The 19,893-nt window shown below is 38.1% G+C and carries 14 protein-coding genes and 1 pseudogene; 2 read left to right on the top strand and 13 right to left on the bottom strand.

The window, feature by feature from the left end:
- Nucleotides 1-120: 120 nt before the first annotated feature.
- From RYO55_RS07985 to RYO55_RS07975, 3 genes are all read right to left on the bottom strand, one after another.
- Nucleotides 121-957: a deoxyribonuclease IV gene (locus RYO55_RS07985; protein WP_295816506.1), complete on the bottom strand. Its 837-nt coding sequence runs from the start codon at nucleotides 955-957 to the stop codon at nucleotides 121-123.
- A 200-nt stretch (nucleotides 958-1,157) separates the two neighbouring features.
- On the bottom strand, nucleotides 1,158-1,577 hold the full coding sequence (locus RYO55_RS07980) for a Fur family transcriptional regulator (protein ID WP_004695325.1): 420 nt from the start codon (nucleotides 1,575-1,577) through the stop codon (nucleotides 1,158-1,160).
- A 170-nt stretch (nucleotides 1,578-1,747) separates the two neighbouring features.
- Nucleotides 1,748-3,295 (bottom strand): DEAD/DEAH box helicase, encoded by a 1,548-nt coding sequence (locus RYO55_RS07975; protein ID WP_314984961.1) that lies wholly within the window; start codon nucleotides 3,293-3,295, stop codon nucleotides 1,748-1,750.
- 780 nt (nucleotides 3,296-4,075) lie between these two features.
- On the opposite strand from RYO55_RS07975, the gene RYO55_RS07970 reads away from it, so the two are divergent.
- Complete coding sequence (locus RYO55_RS07970; RefSeq protein ID WP_314984959.1) at nucleotides 4,076-5,014, top strand: IS30 family transposase; 939 nt, start codon at nucleotides 4,076-4,078, stop codon at nucleotides 5,012-5,014.
- Between the two features lie 32 nt (nucleotides 5,015-5,046).
- On the opposite strand, the gene RYO55_RS07965 is transcribed toward RYO55_RS07970, so the two are convergent.
- The 7 genes from RYO55_RS07965 to recQ all read right to left on the bottom strand — a co-directional run bounded on the left by RYO55_RS07965 (nucleotide 5,047) and on the right by recQ (nucleotide 14,517).
- On the bottom strand, nucleotides 5,047-5,514 hold the full coding sequence (locus RYO55_RS07965; protein WP_314984957.1) for a hypothetical protein: 468 nt from the start codon (nucleotides 5,512-5,514) through the stop codon (nucleotides 5,047-5,049).
- Between the two features lie 93 nt (nucleotides 5,515-5,607).
- Nucleotides 5,608-6,558 (bottom strand): hypothetical protein, encoded by a 951-nt coding sequence (locus RYO55_RS07960; RefSeq protein ID WP_314984956.1) that lies wholly within the window; start codon nucleotides 6,556-6,558, stop codon nucleotides 5,608-5,610.
- A 602-nt stretch (nucleotides 6,559-7,160) separates the two neighbouring features.
- Entirely contained in the window at nucleotides 7,161-8,645 is a 1,485-nt protein-coding gene (locus tag RYO55_RS07955; protein WP_314984954.1) for an aldehyde dehydrogenase family protein, read from the bottom strand.
- A gap of 261 nt (nucleotides 8,646-8,906) precedes the next feature.
- The gene (locus RYO55_RS07950; RefSeq protein WP_314984952.1) at nucleotides 8,907-11,219 is read right to left on the bottom strand and encodes a Tex family protein; all 2,313 of its coding nucleotides are present in this window, start codon (nucleotides 11,217-11,219) and stop codon (nucleotides 8,907-8,909) included.
- Nucleotides 11,216-11,710 carry a dihydrofolate reductase gene (locus RYO55_RS07945; protein WP_314984950.1) on the bottom strand — a complete coding sequence of 165 codons (495 nt, stop codon included), beginning with the start codon at nucleotides 11,708-11,710 and terminating at the stop codon, nucleotides 11,216-11,218. The genes RYO55_RS07950 and RYO55_RS07945 overlap by 4 nt, the downstream gene beginning before the upstream one ends.
- 21 nt (nucleotides 11,711-11,731) lie before the next feature.
- On the bottom strand, nucleotides 11,732-12,523 hold the full coding sequence (locus RYO55_RS07940; RefSeq protein WP_298608239.1) for a thymidylate synthase: 792 nt from the start codon (nucleotides 12,521-12,523) through the stop codon (nucleotides 11,732-11,734).
- Nucleotides 12,524-12,648: 125 nt separating this feature from the next.
- Complete coding sequence (gene recQ, locus RYO55_RS07935) at nucleotides 12,649-14,517, bottom strand: DNA helicase RecQ (RefSeq protein WP_314984949.1); 1,869 nt, start codon at nucleotides 14,515-14,517, stop codon at nucleotides 12,649-12,651.
- A 322-nt stretch (nucleotides 14,518-14,839) separates the two neighbouring features.
- Between recQ and putP the strand changes: the two genes are divergently transcribed.
- On the top strand, nucleotides 14,840-16,327 hold the full coding sequence (gene putP / locus RYO55_RS07930) for a sodium/proline symporter PutP (RefSeq protein ID WP_314984948.1): 1,488 nt from the start codon (nucleotides 14,840-14,842) through the stop codon (nucleotides 16,325-16,327).
- 46 nt (nucleotides 16,328-16,373) lie between these two features.
- Here the strand turns inward: putP and RYO55_RS07925 are convergent, their stop codons facing one another.
- From RYO55_RS07925 to RYO55_RS07915, 3 genes and pseudogenes are all read right to left on the bottom strand, one after another.
- Nucleotides 16,374-17,402: a WYL domain-containing protein gene (locus RYO55_RS07925; RefSeq protein ID WP_314984946.1), complete on the bottom strand. Its 1,029-nt coding sequence runs from the start codon at nucleotides 17,400-17,402 to the stop codon at nucleotides 16,374-16,376.
- A gap of 361 nt (nucleotides 17,403-17,763) precedes the next feature.
- Nucleotides 17,764-19,380 (bottom strand): class I SAM-dependent methyltransferase, encoded by a 1,617-nt coding sequence (locus RYO55_RS07920; protein ID WP_314984944.1) that lies wholly within the window; start codon nucleotides 19,378-19,380, stop codon nucleotides 17,764-17,766.
- A gap of 196 nt (nucleotides 19,381-19,576) precedes the next feature.
- Nucleotides 19,577-19,893: pseudogene (locus RYO55_RS07915) on the bottom strand (pyruvate synthase); the annotation flags it as partial.

Raw genomic sequence — 19,893 nt, 5'->3', positions numbered from 1 at the left:
TAGATTTAATAGTTTTGATAGTTTCAATAGTTTTAATAACTTAATGTGTTTGCAATAACTAGTATAGCATCAAGTATTCTACATATTTATTATATAACTAAATTAACATCTGTGATTTAATTATTTATTCTCTACGATAGATCGCAACATAGCAATTTCTTTTGCGTATCCTTCTAATTCATTTGGCGTTTCCAAGTAGAATGGCAGGTTCGTCAATTTAGGATGTGTTACAACGCGAGCAATAGCATCGATACCAATATGTCCTTCCCCAATCTTTTCATGACGATCTTTATGGGCACCTATAGGATTTTTAGAGTCATTTAAATGAATGGCTTTCAAACGATCAAGACCTACAATTCGATCGAATTCGTCAATAACGCCATCAAGATTATGCACGATATCATAACCACCTTCATGAATATGGCAAGTATCAACGCACACACCCATGTACTCTTTTAGCTTTACACCATCAATAATGCGCGCAATTTCTTCAAAACGGGAACCAATTTCTGTACCTTTACCAGCCATTACTTCCAAAAGGACTGTTGTCTTCATACCTGGAAATAAGATTTCATTCAAGCACTCCACAATATATTCGATGCCTTGATCTACGCCTTGCTTCACATGGCTACCTGGGTGAAAGTTATACATTTGACCTGGCAAATACTCCATACGCTCTAAATCTTCCATCATAGATTGCTTCGCAAAAGCGCGTAAATCCTCTTTGGCGGCACATGGGTTATAGGTATACGGTGCATGTGCTAACAAAGTGCCAAAGTTGTGTTCTTTCATATATGCGCTAAGGTTATTCATATCCTCAACATCGAGAGCTCGCATGCTACCACCGCGAGGGTTGCGAGTAAAGTATTGGAAGGTATTGCCTCCAATTTTAGTAGCTTCCTTGCCCATATGTAAATAACCTTTGCTAATTGATAAGTGACTGCCTATTACAAACATAATACTCCTTTATATATGATCATACGATTTCTACAATTTTATAATTAGAAAATGCTTCACTCTAATATCTATTGTATTATGCTTATATCTATTTATAGCTATTCTATAACACTAATAGATATAAGATATAAGATACAAGATATACAATAACTAATATAACCCCTGCCGTGAAGGAGCCCTTCAACAACAGGGGTTATCTATTAATGACTTTCTTTTTTTGCGCACTCAGGGCAAACACCTTCGAAGGTAATATGTTGACCTGTAATTTGATATTCGCTACCTTGATCAGCAATCGTTTTGATAGCTTTCAAATCAATGCCCATCATATCCTCTACCTTATTACAACGGATGCAACGGATATGGGAATGAGCTTGTGTATCCCAATCGTAATGAGCGCGCTCATCACCAACTTCTAGAATTTTAACAAGACCGATTTTTTCAAAAATCTCCATCGTCTTGTACACTGTAGCCAAGCTCATGCTTGGATGTTCTGGGCGCAACGTATGATACAACATTTCAGCGGTTGGATGATCATGATGACCACGCAAAGCATCATAAATCGCAATACGCTGTGGGGTTACTTTAAACCCCTGGCTACGCAAAATTTGTGCGATATCCATAATAATCTACCTTTCTCCACTTGGAAATCTATTAGGCATAGGCCATTATCGACCGTTTACAAGAAATAATTATTATTTATTATACCAAAATTCTCAATACTTATCAAGATAAATAGTATTAACTATTAAGTAATAAAAAATGTGGATTGCTAAAAGCAATCCACATCCTATTAGTCTTTAAAGTAAGGTTTAAAACCTTCACCTTGATGACGAGTTTTTTTCTCACCACGTGGACGATCAGATTTGCGATCATCTCTGCGGCGGTCACCTTTACGGTCATTACGACGATCACTTCTACGATCATCGCGACTGCGACGACGGTCACCATCTCTACGACGATCACCATCACGACGGCGGCGATCACTACGACCACTTTCACGACGACGACGTACGCGCAATGGTTTTTCTTCTGTAATATTTACAGGAGTAGTATCTGGTTCTTTTGTTAACAATTTAAGAGCTGCCGCCAACAGTGTTACGGAGTCTGTATCATTCAACAATTCCTCAGCACTAGTTTTAAATGGCGCCAATGCTTCTAGATTATCTGTCATTTCAACGAGGCTTTCAATTGCCAAACGTTGTTGACCTTCAAGAACTTCACCTAATGAAGGTGCACGACGACGTGCAATTTTACGTTTTGTTAAACGCTCGATAGCATGTAAATGCTCCATTTCACGAGGGATAACAAACGTGAAAGCTTGACCTGCTTTACCAGCACGACCTGTACGACCTACGCGGTGCGTGTAGCTTTCAGGATCTTGAGGCATATCGTAGTTATATACATGAGATACACCAGAAATATCAAGACCACGAGCTGCCACATCTGTAGCTACGAGAATATCGATGGTACCTTCGCGGAATTGGCGAATTACGCTGTCCCGTTTTTGTTGAGACAAATCGCCATGGATGCCTTCCGCCATATAACCACGTTTCTTAAGACCTTCTGTTACTTCATCAACACGGCGTTTCGTACGTGTGAAGATAATAGCAAGTTCAGGTGTTTGAATATCAAACAAGCGGCAAAGAACATCGAATTTTTGACGGTCTTGCACTTCGATATAGTATTGTTCAATTAAGTCCATCGTAACTTGAGTCGGTTTCATGCGAATCAATGTTGGCTCTGTCAAATATGTTTCAGCTAATTGTTGGATAGCCTTAGGCATAGTTGCAGAGAACAACAATGTTTGATGGTCTTCCGGAATTGCCCCTAAAATTTTATTGATATCATCAACAAAGCCCATGTTTAACATTTCATCGGCTTCGTCCAATACGACAACTTTCACATGGTCAAAGTGGATAGAACCGCGATCCATATGGTCCATCAATCGGCCCGGTGTGGCAACGATGATTTGAGGATTCTTTTTCAATGCACGAAACTGACGATTAATATCTTGACCGCCGTAGATTGGCAAAGCCGTGATATTCGTGTACTGAGCCATTTTGTTAAGCTCTTCAGCTACTTGAATAGCTAATTCTCGTGTAGGGGATAAAATCACTACTTGAACGTGACGCTCGTTCCCGTCTACGCGTTCCAATACAGGTAAGCCGAATGCGGCTGTCTTGCCGGTGCCTGTTTGAGCCTGACCGATCATGTCCTTACCGCTCATGGCTACCGGGATAGCTTCCTGTTGAATTGGCGTAGGCTCTTCAAAGCCCATATCGTTTAACGCTCTTAGAACAGGTTCGCTAATCATTAATTGTTCAAATTTTTCTAACATCTAAATGTGTTTCCTCCTATTGCGCACGAACTATGCGTATTTAAATAGTATATCATATTTCGAAAATGAGCGCTATAAGAGTTATTTTGAATCTAAACTAAATCTGTTTTCTTCTCGTCAAAAAACGTTCCATTAAAACGATTCCACCTGATACACATAGCAAAACAATATAGGATAAATTAATAGGACTATAGAAGCATTCAACAAGAACAACCCATATAATTAATAGTAATCTAGAAATCCATTTCGTTCTTATTTTATCAGCAATCATAAATATAGATAAATTGATAATTATTTTAATAATTATCGCAGAGATGATAACTATAGAAGTAAATTCTTCTCTATAATCCGTCAGTTCATATAAGGGATATAATAAATAACTTAACAAAACGCTAAGTATTATTAAAAACCAAATATTTAATCCCTTTAAAAGTTTAGATTCACTATAATAAAATACTCCAACAAAAAGAAAGAGTAAAACACTAAGCAATATCCCTATAATTAATAGATAATCTAAATGAATCATGGTTTATACTGTCCTTTAATCATTTTTTATTTCTAGAAAATAAGTCGTTAACAAATTCAACCACACCTTCTTTTTATTTTTCCTCTGTAGATGCATTTTCAATATTATACAATGTTGGATTCCCCGAAATACCAATAGAATAATTATTTGATTTGATGAATTGTAAAATGTATTGCGACAAATAAAAAGACTCATATTGGAGATCTCGTGTAAAATGTAAATAACCGCAAATACATGACACGGAGGTCTCTAATATGAGCTATATACATCTTACCATAGAAAAACGAAGTCAAATAGAAGTTTTAAGAAAAGAAAGATACTCTGTTCGTAGAATCGCTAGTTTAATCGGTGTCCACCATTCTACTGTAGCCAGAGAATTAAATCGCGTTGAAGGTGAATATTCTACGATTAAAGCACAGCAGTTAGCAATTAGTAAGTCTGCTAATAAAGGCAGACCAATAAAGTTAACACCTCAACTAGCGGCTTTAATTGAATCCAGTTTACAACAAACTTGGTCTCCAGAAGAAATAGTAGGTGCTGAATTAGTTGGAGTTCTAAGCTTTAAGACAATATATTCTTGGCTCCATCGTGGTTTTCTTGCTGTAACAGAAAAAGTACTTCGCCGGAAAGGCAAAAAGCCCGGTACACAAGAAAACCGTGGACGCTTCAATGGTAAAAGGACCATTAAAGAACGACCTCAAGAAGTTGAAAACCGTGAGGTTTTTGGTCATTGGGAACTAGATACAATGGTTTCTTCCAGAGGTCAAAGCAAAGGCTGTTTAGCTACATTTGTTGAACGTAAAACACGATTCTATGTGGCCATAAAAATGAATGATCGATCTAAAGATTCTATGTTTTTAGCTATTAGTTCCCTGTACAATACATTAACCAGCAAATTACTTAAAACCTTTACGGTGGACCGTGGTAAGGGATTTGCTTGCTATGAACAGGTTGAAAACGAGTTTGGAATACCAATGTATTTTGGCGATGCCTATGCAGCATGGCAACGTGGCTCTAATGAAAATAGTAATGATTTACTTCGAGAATTTATTCCTAAGAAAACCGATTTAGCTAAAGTAACACTAGATAAACTAACAGAAGCACTAATGTTGATTAATAATCGACCTAGGAAATGCCTTGAGTTTAAAACACCATTTGACATGTTTAAACATGAGATTAGAAAATTGATTTAATTTTGTCGCATTACTTATTGCAATTCAAGATTCTAGCTACTTTTTTCATAAAACTTTTTCTTCTTATAATCATAACTAATTCCCCACTCTGCAGGAGATATCGGAATATGCTCATTATCATAATCAATACCTCTCCAAATAGCATTATCTCTAAAGTAACTAAGACCATTTTGAACTAATTTGGTTTCTAAACAGAATTCACCTGCCAAACTTAGATTATTTTCTAAAAGTATGCCTCTTACTATTAAACATTCATATTCCCAACCTTCATAATTTAAGTACTCAAAATATCGCAACGCAATTTGAGCATCCCACAAGTTATTTAGAACCATAACTTTAAAGAGAGTATTTACTACTTCATACTCACTAGATATATAATAATCATTTATTAACAAAAATTTATATATCTGTTCGCCTTCATTCGCATTAACTTTGCCAGAACTCAAAATGTCTTGCAAATTATTCATATTTAACATTTTACTTATTTGAAACTGATCCATAAAAAATGCTCCTCCCATAAACCATACTCAATGGATAAAAATTTCTACACATTATTTTTATCTAGTACCAAAATTCTTCACTATGCATTTATTCTATTTACTTAAGTATTGCCTTAGGGTTTGATTTTCTAATGGCCCTAATTGTAGCGCCTTCCGATTTTTAATTGCATAGACAGCTAATGCTTCAAAAGTATCTTTATCAAAATCAGAAAACTCATTAAAGGAATTAAACACTATGAATCGTTGATTCAGTAACTTAGGTAACACCTCTAAATCTTTCGTTCTCACTTTATCTAACTCATTTCGTGCAAAAGATTCATTGCTCTCATCACCTGAATTATTCTTACTAAACCGATTTATATCAAGATTGTTGGAATAATAGCTATATATAGCTTTCTGAGAGAAATCAATTTTAGTCAATTTCCCAAATTCAAAATTAAAATAAGCATTGTTTCTATAAATATGCTCACTACCATACTTACCAATAATAGTTCCTGTAGAAAGATCTACTATATCATTATGCTTAATCGAATTTTCCTTTCTATAGGATACATAGAAAGGTAGCTTTATAGGATGTCCAGCGTGCAACCCAGTATATCGTTTCTCACCATCAAAAAAGATCTCATGCCATATATCTCTATCACTTTCATCAAGACTAGAAATATTAGGATATAACTCATCAAGGCTCACATTAAAGTGTGTTTCTTTAGCATCTATCCGAGGAATGAAAGTGTTATATTTATTAATATCTTTATTCCAAGCATCTAACAAACTTACATTTTCATCAAAAATACCAATACCGTCTAAAGTTATGTAATAAAGTTTATTATCTACCTCATGAACAGCAACTACATTATTAGCAATTTTACGGTTTTCATTGCCATAATATAATCCACTCTCCTGAAATTCACTTAAATAGATCAAACTATTTTTAAAGTCACCACCTACCAAGAAATATATCAACACTCCCAATATGAGGATATAAATCAGTACTATTATGCCGATGATATAACCAATCCATTTAATTAGTCTCTTAAAATTCATAAGCCCCCACTCAAAACAACACCATATTAAAAAGCCTAAATTGATATACTGTCTATTTAAAATAATACATCCCTAAATGCATACACAAGCACGATTATACCAAATAACACAGAAAATATAGCAATAAGACTCCGTTTAAAATATACACTTTCTCGCTTCTCCCAATCCCCTGTAAGCATTGTAAAAAAAACAATCAAATACTTCCATAGTTCACTATAAATTGATAATCTTTATCTATTAAAAATTTAAGATTTAATGCCACTAAACTTATAATAGAAATTATAGATAAATACTTTGTTAGGCTACCAAAAATTCTATGTTTTTTATATATTCATGTTTTTTATCAATTGGACATTTACGAATCTTAAGTTTATATAACCCCATAGATAATGTCACAGATACAAAAACAAAAATATATCCTAACATTTCAAGTTTGCTCATTTTTCACCAATCTCATTTATAATACACTCTTAGATGTCCCTAATTATAACATACAGTATCTCCATACTTATAAGATACCAATCCACTATATTAAGCGCAAAAAAGGTACCTCTTTCGAGGTACCTTTTTTTATATAGTTTATTGAAGAGAGTTATGTTTTATTAATCTAAGTCATAAAAACCAGATGGTTTATCGCTCAAGTTTACGATGATATTTTTCATTTGAGTGTAATGCTCAAGGATAACTTTGTGTGTTTCACGACCGATACCGGATTGTTTGTAACCACCGAATGGTGCGCCAGCTGGGATAGAGTTATATGTATTTACCCACATACGACCTGTTTCGATACCGCGAGCTACGCGGATAGCACGATTGATGTTTTGAGTGAATACGCCACCCCCAAGGCCGTATAAGCTATCATTTGCTTGTTCGATAACTTCTTCTTCGCTGTGGAATTTGATGACAACAGCTACAGGACCGAAGATTTCTTCGCGAGCTACGCGCATATCATTTGTAGCATCTGCGATAAGTGTAGGTCTTACAAAGCAACCTTTACCAAGTTCGCCATCAGTAACACGTACACCACCGGCTACAATGCGAGCTCCTTCTTCTTTTGCAAGGTCTACATAACTCAATACTTTATTAACTTGGTCTTCGTAAATCAAGGAGCCAAGTTGAGTAGATGAATCCCAAGGCAAACCAACTTTCACCTTATCGAATAGTGCAGCAAGTTCAGCTACGAATTTATCGTAAATTGTATCTTGTACGAAGATACGGGAACCAGCGCAGCATACTTGACCTTGGTTAAAAAGAATACCGAGCATTGCCCCGTCAAGAGCTTGTTTCCAGTTCGCATCTTCAAAGAAGATATTCGCAGATTTACCACCTAATTCCAATGTGGCAGGAATCAAGCGTTCAGATGCTGCTTTATATACATCTAGACCTACCTCTGTAGAGCCTGTGAAAGCTAACTTGCTGAAGCCTGGATGATCAAGGATATATTGACCGGATTTAGAACCTTTACCTGTTACGATATTTACAACGCCTGGAGGCAAGATTTCTTTCAAAATGTTGCCTAGTTCCAAAAGGCTAAGAGATGTATGGCTAGAAGGTTTGATTACAACTGTACAACCTGCTGCAAGAGCTGGCGCCAATTTCCAAGCGGCCATTAGGAATGGGAAGTTCCAAGGTACTACCTGGCCTACAACCCCAATTGGTTCACGAACGATAAGGCTCAATGTATTTTCGTCAAATACTTGTGCAGAGCCTTCTTCGGAACGAAGCACGCCTGCAAAGTAACGGAAATGGTCCGCCCCAAGTGGAATATCCACGTTCAATGTTTCACGGATTGGCTTACCATTGTCGTATGTTTCAACTTGTGCCAAATGTTCTTTGTGAGCATCGATAGCATCCGCAATTTTCAATAAATAATCAGCACGTTCTACTTGAGAAACGTTTTTCCACGTTTTGAAAGCTTCTGTTGCAGCCTCTACAGCTTTATCAACATCGCCATATGTAGCCTCTGCACAGATAGCGAGTTGTTCGCCATTAGCAGGGTTATATACATTGAATTCAGCACCGTCAGATGCCTTTACCCATTCATTATTAATTAAAAGTCCATATCTTTCTTTAAGGTTCAAGCTCATTGCATTACCTCCTCTTTAGGAATATGATTTAGGAATTTCCCCTCTGTGATTACATCATACTCCTTATATCTAAAATTTTCAATTAGATATACCATTTTCGATATATCTGTTCTGCATTAATATGCATAGATTTTAGTTATATAGAAAAACCGCACCCTCTAAAACCATAGAGGGTGCGGTTTTTCGTATAATGACTTTTAGTCAAGAATGAGTTTCATTTAAAATCTATTAATATAGATTAACTAGCCTTCTAAGAAATTATCAGTTTCGACGATTCCCATTATTACGAGAGCCATTATTGTGATTATCATTTTGACGTCCGCCATTATTACGGTTGTTATTTCGGTTATCATTATTTCGACGCTGACCGTTGTTATTTCTATTATGGTTATTATCGTTATTCTTCGACTTTTCCGGTTGCAATGCTTTTACAGATAAACCGATACGATTGCGTTTTACATCAACAGAAATGATCTGAGCTTCGATAATATCACCTACAGCAAGCACATCAGATGGATGTTGACGGCTATTGCAAAGCTCGCTGCGATGTAATAGACCATTCGTTTTAAGCCCAAAGTCTACAAAAGCTCCGAAATCAACTACGTTATGAACAGTACCTTTTACAACGGTACCGACCTTGATATCTTCAAGGCTCACTACGTGTTTTCTGGTCAATGGAGCCGGTAAATCTTCCCGAGGATCGCGTCCCGGTTTTGCCAGTGCACCGAGTATATCTCGCACGGTTGGTACCCCTGCATCAAGTTTAGCAGCCATTTTCTCAGCATCTACAAGAGGTAATTTTACTTGCAATGCTTCTAATTGAGATTTATCTTGTAAGTCTTTTAAGGTAAAGCCTAACTCACCAATGATGCGCTCTGCCAATTCATAAGACTCTGGATGGACGGATGTATTATCCAGTGGATTTTTACCGTGTTGTAAGCGCAAGAAACCAGCACATTGTGTAAAGGCTGCAGGGCCTAAACGAGGCACTTTCAACAATTCCTTACGGCTTTTAAACACACCATTTTCTTGACGGTATGCAACAATATTCTTAGCCACAGCACTAGAAATGCCTGCAACATGTTGCAAGATAGCTGGAGATGCCGTATTCAGCTCTACCCCAACGTGGTTTACTACCGTTTCAACTACTTGGTCTAAGGTATGAGTCAATTGTTTTTGGTTTACGTCATGTTGATATTGACCTACGCCGATAGATTTAGGATCGATTTTAACAGATTCAGCCAATGGATCTTGTACACGGCGTGCAATAGATACGGCACCGCGAATGGTAACGTCTAAATCTGGTAACTCATCGATAGCTAATTTAGATGCTGAGTACACAGATGCGCCCGCTTCATTAGTGATGATATAGTGACAATCTAATTTTTCCTCTTCAATCATAGTCGAAGCAAATTGCTCTGTTTCGTAGGATGCAGTACCATTACCAATGGATAAAAGAGTAACCTTAAACTTACGGATTTTATCAGCCAATACCTTTTGAGCTTCCTTGCGAAGCTTTTCACTATTCGTTAAGTAGTAAGCACCGTAATCGAGCACATTGCCTTGTTGATCGATAATCGCCATCTTACAACCGGTGCGGTACCCTGGGTCGAGGCCCATGATAACATGCCCTGCCAATGGCGGTTGTAACAATAGATTTTTAAGATTTACACCAAACACCTTGATAGCTTGCTCATCGGCATTTTCCGTTAACTCATTGCGAATTTCACGCTCTAAAGCTGGGAAAATAAGACGTTTGTACGCATCGGCTACAGCAGCCGCTTTGTACTCTGCGAAGATGGATTTTGGATTTTTCTCTAACTTTTGCACCATGTAAGCAACATAAGTATCACCTGGTACAGTAAGAGCTAATTTCAAAGCACCTAATTTTTCACCGCGATTTACCGCCAAGATACGGTGAGACGGCATTTGACGAACCGGTTCAGCATATTCTGCGTATTGCAAGAACTGTTGTTGTACCTCTTCATCACCAGTCAACTCAGCTTGAATAAAGCCTTCGTTCCACATCTTTCTACGCAAGTAGGCCCGGAAGTCTGCACTATCGCTGACGATTTCCGCTACGATATCAGAAGCACCTTGAATCGCATCCTCTGGCGTAGGGACCTCTTCTGTTACGTATTCTTTTGCGATCTCTAACGGCTCCCCAGAGGTAACTGTATCATTGATAATCATATCAGCCAACGGCTCTAATCCCCGTTCTCGAGCAATCATGGCGCGCGTACGTTTCTTAGGACGGTATGGTAAATAGAAATCCTCTAATTCTTGAAGCTTTGTTGCCGCCTCTAAAGACTTCATCAACTCGTCGGTCATCTTTTCTTGCTCTGTAATAGAGGCAATGATTTCTTGGCGACGGGTTTCCAAGTTGCGCAGATATTTAATGCGTTCTTCAATGGTGCGCAATTGCTCATCTTGCAATTCGCCCGTTACTTCTTTACGATACCGAGCAATAAATGGTACCGTATTGCCTTCGTCCAATAATTCTACCGCAGCTTGCACCTGCTTTGGCTTAACATTTAATTCACTGCCGATGATGGCAAACATTCTTTCACTCATTTAGCTGCCTTTCTGCGATAGGTTACAAAACGATGAGGATATTTGTTCTTTTCATCCACCGCGCCATCTAGTACGGATTCAATGGTGAAAGCCTCCTTAGAGAACTCAGGGAAAAACGCATCCCCGTCAAATTCGTGATCTACTTCAGTGATATACATAGTATCTACGTAAGGTAGAAAAGCCTCGTATACTTGAGCGCCACCAATAACGTAGGCCGCATCAAGAGCACGTGCTGCTTCAGCAGCCGCCTCAGGGCTATGGAAAACTCTAACACCTTCTGGCACATCAAAGCCTTTATCACGAGTAATTACCCAATGCTCACGATTTGGCAACAAGAACGGTAAGCTTTCAAAGGTCTTACGGCCCATGATGATAACATGGCCTGTTGTTTTTTCCTTAAAGAATTTCAAATCATTTGGCAAATGCCAAATCAAGGTATTATCTTTACCGATTACACGATTATGTGCTACGGCTACGATTAATGCTAACATACTGCCCTCTTTCGGTTAATACTATACGGCAACAGTCATGGATAATTTACCAAGATGCTCATAACCATCTAAAGTAACGTCCTCTGGTGTGAAGTCATAGAAGTCTTTTACCTCAGGATTCACGATAATTTTTGGCGCAGGCAATGCTTGATCGCGACGTGCTAATTGCTCACGCAACGCATCTACGTGATTTTCATAGATATGGGCATTGTTGATGACATGTGTAAATTTACCAGGTTTTAGACCGGTTACTTGAGCAATCATACATTGTAATGCCGCATATTGAGCTGTGTTAAACGGAACGCCAAGCCCCATATCGCCACTGCGTTGTATGAGCATGCAGTTTAAGTAACCATCCCCTACATCCCATAAGGTTTCATACGCACATGGTTGTAACGCCATATCATCTAAATCTTCAATATTCCAAAGGGTTACAATCATTCGACGGCTATTAGGATCTTCTTTGATTGTTTTGATAAGCTTATCTAGTTGTTTGTACTTCGCAATTTGGTAGCCGTATGCTTTACCGATAGTTCCATCTTCACGCATCCATTCATCCCACACATGCACATTCATTTCTTGTAATTTGCGTACGTCATTGGACTGCATTTGCCAAATCCACAATAATTCTTTTACGGCTGTTTTGAAAGCTACAAATTTAGTGGTTAAAATTGGAAATTCCTCTTGCAAGTCAAATTGCATGATTTGTTGAGGCAATTTGTACGTTGCAATTCCTGTACGGTTTTGACCATAAATGCCATGATCTAAAATATTTTCAATAATACCGAGGTATTGTGTATCTGCTAAGCTCATATATCCCCCTAAATCTATTTATAATAAGCAAAAAATACTAACGTATATCTTGCTAATCTTACTAAAATATATAGTACTATCATACTAAAAAATATATAGCACTACCATATATACAGTAAAATTTATTATCCCTTATATTCTGCAATGGCCTGTAAAAAGGTAAGACCATATTTTTTCAATTTTGCTTCCCCTACGCCTTTAACATTGCCAAACTCACCTAATGTAGTAGGTCGTAAATTTGCCAAATCTATGAGTACTGTATCAGGGAAGATAAGATATGGTCTAAGGTCCGCTTCTTCTGCCAAGTGCTTACGATGTTGACGTAAATGTTCAAATAAACCGCCCGATGTAGAACTAGATTTTCCTCGTGCCACTGAGGTAACAGACTTACTAGTACGAGAAGGCACAGACACATGTTGTCTAATTTCCTCTACCTCTTTACGACCTGCTAACACTTCCTCGGCACCAGCCGTTAAGGATAACACAGGATATTTTCCCGTCGAACTGCGCAAGTAGCCAGATGCTACAAACTGTTGGATAAGTCCTTTAATAGATTTTTCATCTACATTGCTCAGTAAGCCAAAGACAGGCAATGCATCATGGCCAGCACGCATAATGCGATCCGTTCGCTCCCCGCGGACGATAGAGGTTATCATGGATGCTCCATATCGCCCATCGGTGCCCATAATAGCACGAAAAATAGCCTTTGCTTCTTTCGTAACATTGACCTTATCAGCAGAGCCCTTACAAGAGCTACAATTATCACAAGTAGTCCAAACGGTGCTTTCACCAAAGTAATTAAGCATATATTTACGCAAGCAATTACTACAGAAACAGTAATCAATCATGGACTGCAATTTACGTAACTCCACATTTTGTCGCTCAGGCGTTTCGATGGACTGTTCAATCAAATACTTATGAACTTGTACATCCTGCCCACTATAAAGCAAAATACATTCAGCAGGTGCCCCATCACGGCCGGCTCGCCCTGCCTCCTGATAATAGGACTCCATATTACGCGGCATTTGATAATGTAGCACATAGCGTACATTGCTTTTATCAATGCCCATACCAAAGGCATTCGTCGCCACCATAACCTGTAATTTATCATCTGCGTAGGCATTCTGCATTTCACGGCGCACCTCGTCGTTGAGTCCTCCGTGATAATGACCCGCTTTAATGCCCGCACGGGTTAAATTTTCATACACACGATCTACATCCTTACGTGTTGCACAGTAGATAATACCATTTTCATTGGCGTGCTGACGCACATAATGGACAACGTAATCCATCCGCTTTGGTATGCGGATAACAGAGAAGGACAAATTAGGCCGATCAAAACCCGTCACGTATACATTAGCCTTATCTAAGCCTAATAACTTTTTTATATCATTTTCTACATATTTCGTCGCCGTTGCCGTGAAAGCCCCCACGATAGGTCTCTTTGGCAATGAATTGAGCCACTCACCGATAAGGCGATAAGACGGTCTAAAATCATGCCCCCACTCAGAGATACAGTGAGCCTCATCCACGATAACTTGAGCAATCGGTAACGCTCGCAGTACATTACAGAAAAAATTAGAGCTCAACCGCTCTGGTGCAATATATAAAAGTTTAATCTTACCACTGCGTACTTCGTACATGGTTTTATTAAACTCAGATTGTGTAAGTGTACTATTGATAAGTGCCGCTGGTATATTCTGCACTAAGAGACCATCCACTTGATCTTTCATAAGAGAAATAAGCGGAGAAAACACGATAGTCAATCCCGCCTTACAGAGCGCAGGTATCTGGAAACAGATAGACTTTCCAGCCCCTGTCGGCATAATGCCAATTACATCTTCATTCCGCAACAAGGATGCAATAGGAGCCTCTTGAGCCGGTCTAAAGGAGGTATACCCAAAGTAGGTCTCCAACATGCGCAACGCTTGTTGTTTCGTCACAACTTGATGCGGTTTAGGTACTCCATGCTCAGTGCCTACCTGTTGTTCCATAGGGCTCTCCTTTCGCGTTCCAGAAATATAAATACTATACAGTGATTACGATTACTACTAAAGGATATTTCGTACACCCAATACGAATATCGTTTTTTCATTCTTTTATTTTATCATATTTCGTTCGGTATGGGACTCATTAGTATATGATTTCATAAGTAACAATCTAATGCGTATCTCTAAAGTATATGGGCTAAATTGGTATAGGAATCTTGTTGATATCACCAATTTTTTACCCTCTAAAGTACTAATATGTGGTACAATAAAAATTATTTACTATACTATAGAATATAACTAGAACCTAAGGAGGTCTTATATAGGCATGACACAAGACAACTTAATGATTATTATCGCCTTTGCCTTATACCTAGGACTCATGATGTATATCGGTGTCTACTACTATCGCAAATCAAACAGCATTGGTGATTATATCCTCGGTGGCCGACAACTAGGACCATGGATCACAGCACTCAGTGCAGAAGCATCAGATATGAGTGGTTGGATGCTCATGGGTGTGCCTGGTCTAGCGTATACTACAGGGATTTCTGGTGTATGGATTGCCGTAGGCCTCACATTAGGTACATGGGCGAACTGGAAATTCGTTTCTAGACGCTTACGTAACCATACTGAGGTAGCCAGTGATAGCTTAACATTACCGGATTATTTGAAGAATCGTTTCCACGATCAATCGCATTCAGTAGCTGTCATTTCCGCCTTATTTATCTTAATTTTCTTCTTGATTTATACATCATCAGGATTCGTGGCAGGGGGCAAATTGTTCAATACCATCTTTGGTCTTGATTACACCGTATCCCTCTTTATCACCGCTGGCATCGTCGTATTTTATACCTTCCTTGGCGGATTCCTTGCCGTATCTTGGACAGACTGTATTCAAGGCGCATTGATGTTCTTTGCCATCTTGGCAGTACCAATTACAGCAGCCATGTACATGGGTGGCCCTATTGAAACATTCCAACTCATCCAACATGAGTTTCCACAAGGACTTAGCTTGTTTGGTAATCCATCTGATTGGTTTACTTGGGCTATCGGCCTAATTTCTTCTCTTGGTTGGGGTCTTGGCTACTTTGGTCAACCTCACATCCTAGTTAGATTCATGGCTATCTCTGATGCGAAAGAACTTAAGAAATCTACGAACATCGCCATGGTATGGGTTATCTTATCCCTTATGGCAGCTATTGCTGTAGGTCTCATCGGTCATGTTTACATGCTGCCAGATAAGTTAGTAGGCACTGATGCGGAAACAATATTCCTCATCATGACAGAACGCCTCTTTACTCCATTTGTAGCTGGGCTTATCTGGTCCGCCGTATTGGCAGCCATCATGAGTACCGCTTCAGCGCAGTTGTTAGTAACAGCTTCTGCTATTTCTAACGACTTCTATGCTAATATCATCCATCCAAAAGCAAGCGATAAAGAGCTTGTATTAGTAAGTCGTATCGTAGTGCTTTTAGTGGCATTGGTTGCCATCTATATGGCTATGGATCCAGACAGCTATATCTTAACAATGGTAGCCTATGCATGGGCAGGTTTCGGCGCGGCCTTCGGCCCGGCAATCTTATTCTCCCTATTCTGGAAACGTATGACTCGTCACGGATGCATCGCTGGTATTGTTGTAGGTGGTTTGACAGTACTCTTTTGGAAACAATTTGGATTCCTTGGCCTATACGAAATTGTACCGGGTTTCATCCTCTCTTCTATCGCAATCTATATTGTGAGCCTCATGGGTAAATTACCTCCACGTCCAGTTCTAAAAGACTATAGAGAAGCAGAAAAAATGCATATTCTATAAGAAAACATAAAAAAGCTAGTTGATTCACCGATCAACTAGCTTTTATTTATGAGTATTGGTGTAAACCTTCCTCAATTGCGGCTTTTACTTCTGTCACTAAAGAAGCTGGAGTAAGCACCTTTACACTTTGCATATATTGGAGCGCCCAATATTTAAAAGCGTCATGATTAACACGTACGCGGCATACAACATTATCAGCTGTTACATTTGTAAACTCTACATTGCCATCGAACCAATCTAAAATTTGATTTACGATGGAACGTCTAGCTTTAAACGTAACAGTAATAGATTCACCACCGAACATATAAATATGTTCCTTTACGTATTGTGACACGTTAAAGGTGCGTTGTTGTTGGTATCCCTTTATCTCCCGTAACGGTTTTCTACGTTCATTTAGCACCGTAATATGTGCAATTCGATCAACGCGTAATGTAGACATATCATCATAACTTTCGTGATTTCCTACCAAGTAATAATGTCCTCGATTCATTACTAGTTGGAATGGATTAAATACATACTTCCGTTCCTTATGATCTGGCCCAAGATTAATATGTAATCGCTTATCCACATCTGGTTGGCAATAGGCCAATGAAATTTTTCTACCCTTTTGTATTGCTTCTTCTATGAGATCAATATTAAGAAATAAATCTTGGCTTCTATGAAGGTACCCCGTATTACTTTCAATATCAATACCATGAGGCTTAAAATAGGAGCTACCCAATTTTGCAACACGCCCGATTAAATCTTTACGTTGAGATGCAGTAATATGGCGAGATGCCAATATACCATCAATCAATAATCGCAATTCAGAATCTTCAAAGGTATGAATCATATAGAAATCAGTACGTCGAATTGTGCCATCTGCTCCCACAGCAGACTCTTCACATTGAATACTAAAATCTCCAGATTCATATAAATCATTTAAATGACGGCCTAAGGTTTTCCGATCGACGGATACCTCGTACCGTTCGGCTAATATACTGCGAATCTCCTCTTGAGATAACGTATGATTAGCATCTGTTTCGTCTTTCAGGATTTCTAGTATGTATACTAGAACTGCCTTCTTAGATGCCATAAAAGACTCCTTTTACAAATAATACAATTAATACAACTTTATCAACTAATACAATTTATAGAATCATCCACAACACATTGGATGATATTTACAAAATACCCATACACATTATACCATACTTTCATGAACGGTTCATTTTTTCCTCATTAAAATTATCGATTTACTATACTTTTTCAGCAATATAAAATAACTAAAAGTAATAAATATAAAATAAATGTAAATTTAATTATATTAAATAAAACCCGTTAACACTTAATACATATAAATATTATAAGTGTAACGGGTTTTTATTTTAACTATGAAATCAGAATGAATATAATACAACTTCATAGCAATACAATCAAATAACGAGCTCTATCAATTAGGAAATACTACCTGTTTTCTTACTTCTAATAAAGCCCAATTGTTCCATACGCGTTGTTAATTCATTATAAAAAGCTTCAGCCATGGCATTTTGATGCTTTGTAGGTTGAGACTGATCTGCACTAAAGAGAGCATCTTTAATCTTTTTAATTACCGTGGATTTCGCTTTTGGTTTGTTCAACAACTCCATAAATAATAAATCCTCTTCAGAAATATCACCAATAGCATCATTAAACATATCTGCTCCATACATATACTCACTACCACCATTTACAATAGCTTTTACAAAGTTTGTAAAACGGGCAGGTATATAAGATAAGCCCTCCATATACTCTTCTTTTACAGGGAATGTTTTATAGAAGCGAATACCACCGCGTACCATATGCTCTACTACAGCTTTATACAAGCTACATACAGCAGGTTCTAATTCATCATCAGATGCATGATCCGCCTCATGAGCCGCTTTCAAAATAGCGAGGGCCTCGATCATATTGAACGTACCACCATCTTTGATAAGCGCTTGGAACGTATCTCTTACGAGCTCATTTTCAAACATTTCCAGTGCTTCCTCATCAAAGAAAATTTGGAAAACAAAGCTATTTACAATAGTACGTACAGGAATTGTATTCACTTCAGCCGGATTCGCAACAGCAAAGTTAATATTATTTGCAAAGCTAGCTTTACAAATAATTGACTTGCGGAATGTCGTATCTAGTATAAAATCTAAGTATTGTTCTTGATCCGCTTGGCTATTAGGCGCCAGTTGCTCAAGTTTAGCTGCTATACTTTCATCATAGGTACGAACCATAGATAGTGTAAGGTCCGCATCGCATACATAAGCAAGATTATGCGCTTTCAAATGATCATTAAATTGATAGAAATAGCACGGATCATTATGCGGCTCTAGATGGTCATGACCTACATAATAGTCATCCTTTTGCATTACAGAGCGCAATGCACCAAGGAATTTACTATTTCGTTCTTTAAGGTTATCATAGTTAAGAATCTGAGCACCCACAAGACTGCCTACGGTCTTACCGCGCAACACCTTTTCCTTATGGGTCAACTTATCTTGGCCACGAGTAGCAAACAGCATGAGCTGACGTACTTCTTCCATGGTATGCCAACCTGGATACGTATTGTAAGACACATAGGCAATACCATTATCCGCCAAATGATTAGAAATAATATTGAGCAGCTTATCCTTCATTTCATCATTGATCCAAGAGTAGAATCCATGTGCAATAATATAATCGAAAGTCCCCATAGATTCGTCAAAATTCAAAATATCTCCTTGCACCAAGGATACATTCTCTAATTTTGCATCACAAATAATTTGATTGCCCTTCTCTACTTGGTCTTGTGAAAGTTCAATGCCTACAAAGGTCGCCTCTGGGTTAAATACAGCTTGAGAAATAATATTACCGCCATAAGTAGCGCCTAGTTCAAGAACACGAGCTGTCTTCGCAGGTGGAGTATTTAGCCCTACAAGAGCACCATATGCTTCTAAATAGGCCGGCGTTGTAAAAGGAAATGGATAGGATTTATAGCCTAACTCTTTATATATCGTTTGTTGCATGTCTTCCATTGCTATTTGTGAATTATCCTTAGCCATATGTACCTCTATGTTTAACTTTATGAAATATACATTGTTATTTATCATTATACCAAATTACTAGTATATTACCTACGTTTAAAGCAGTTATTACCTAAATAATATGATATTAACACATTTAGCTATATAGTATTACATACAAAAGAGGCACCCTTGAAAGGGTGCCTCATATAGTTCTCAGTCGTTAAATAACGAATTATTTTACGTCTTCAAAACCTTTTTGCAAGCGAACATAGCTTAAGCGACGTTCTTTAGCGTCTTTTTCAGTTTTAGCGAATAATTCTTCTGCAACGTCTGGAGCTGCTTTAGCCAAGGAAGCGTAACGTACTTCACCTTTAAGGAAGTCTTGGAAGCTTTCAGTTGGTTCTTTGGAATCCAAGGAGAATGGATTTTTACCTTCTTCTTTAAGTTGAGGGTTGTATCTGTAAAGATCCCAGTAACCAGCTGCAACTGCTTTACGTTGTTCTTCTTGAGCTTTACCCATACCAGCTTTGATACCATGGTTGATACATG

Source organism: uncultured Veillonella sp., assembly GCF_963551295.1.
In the GTDB taxonomy this organism is placed as follows: Bacteria; Bacillota; Negativicutes; order Veillonellales; family Veillonellaceae; genus Veillonella.
Note: the sequence above shows the minus strand (reverse complement) of the source record. Positions and strands in the feature narration are given on the sequence as shown.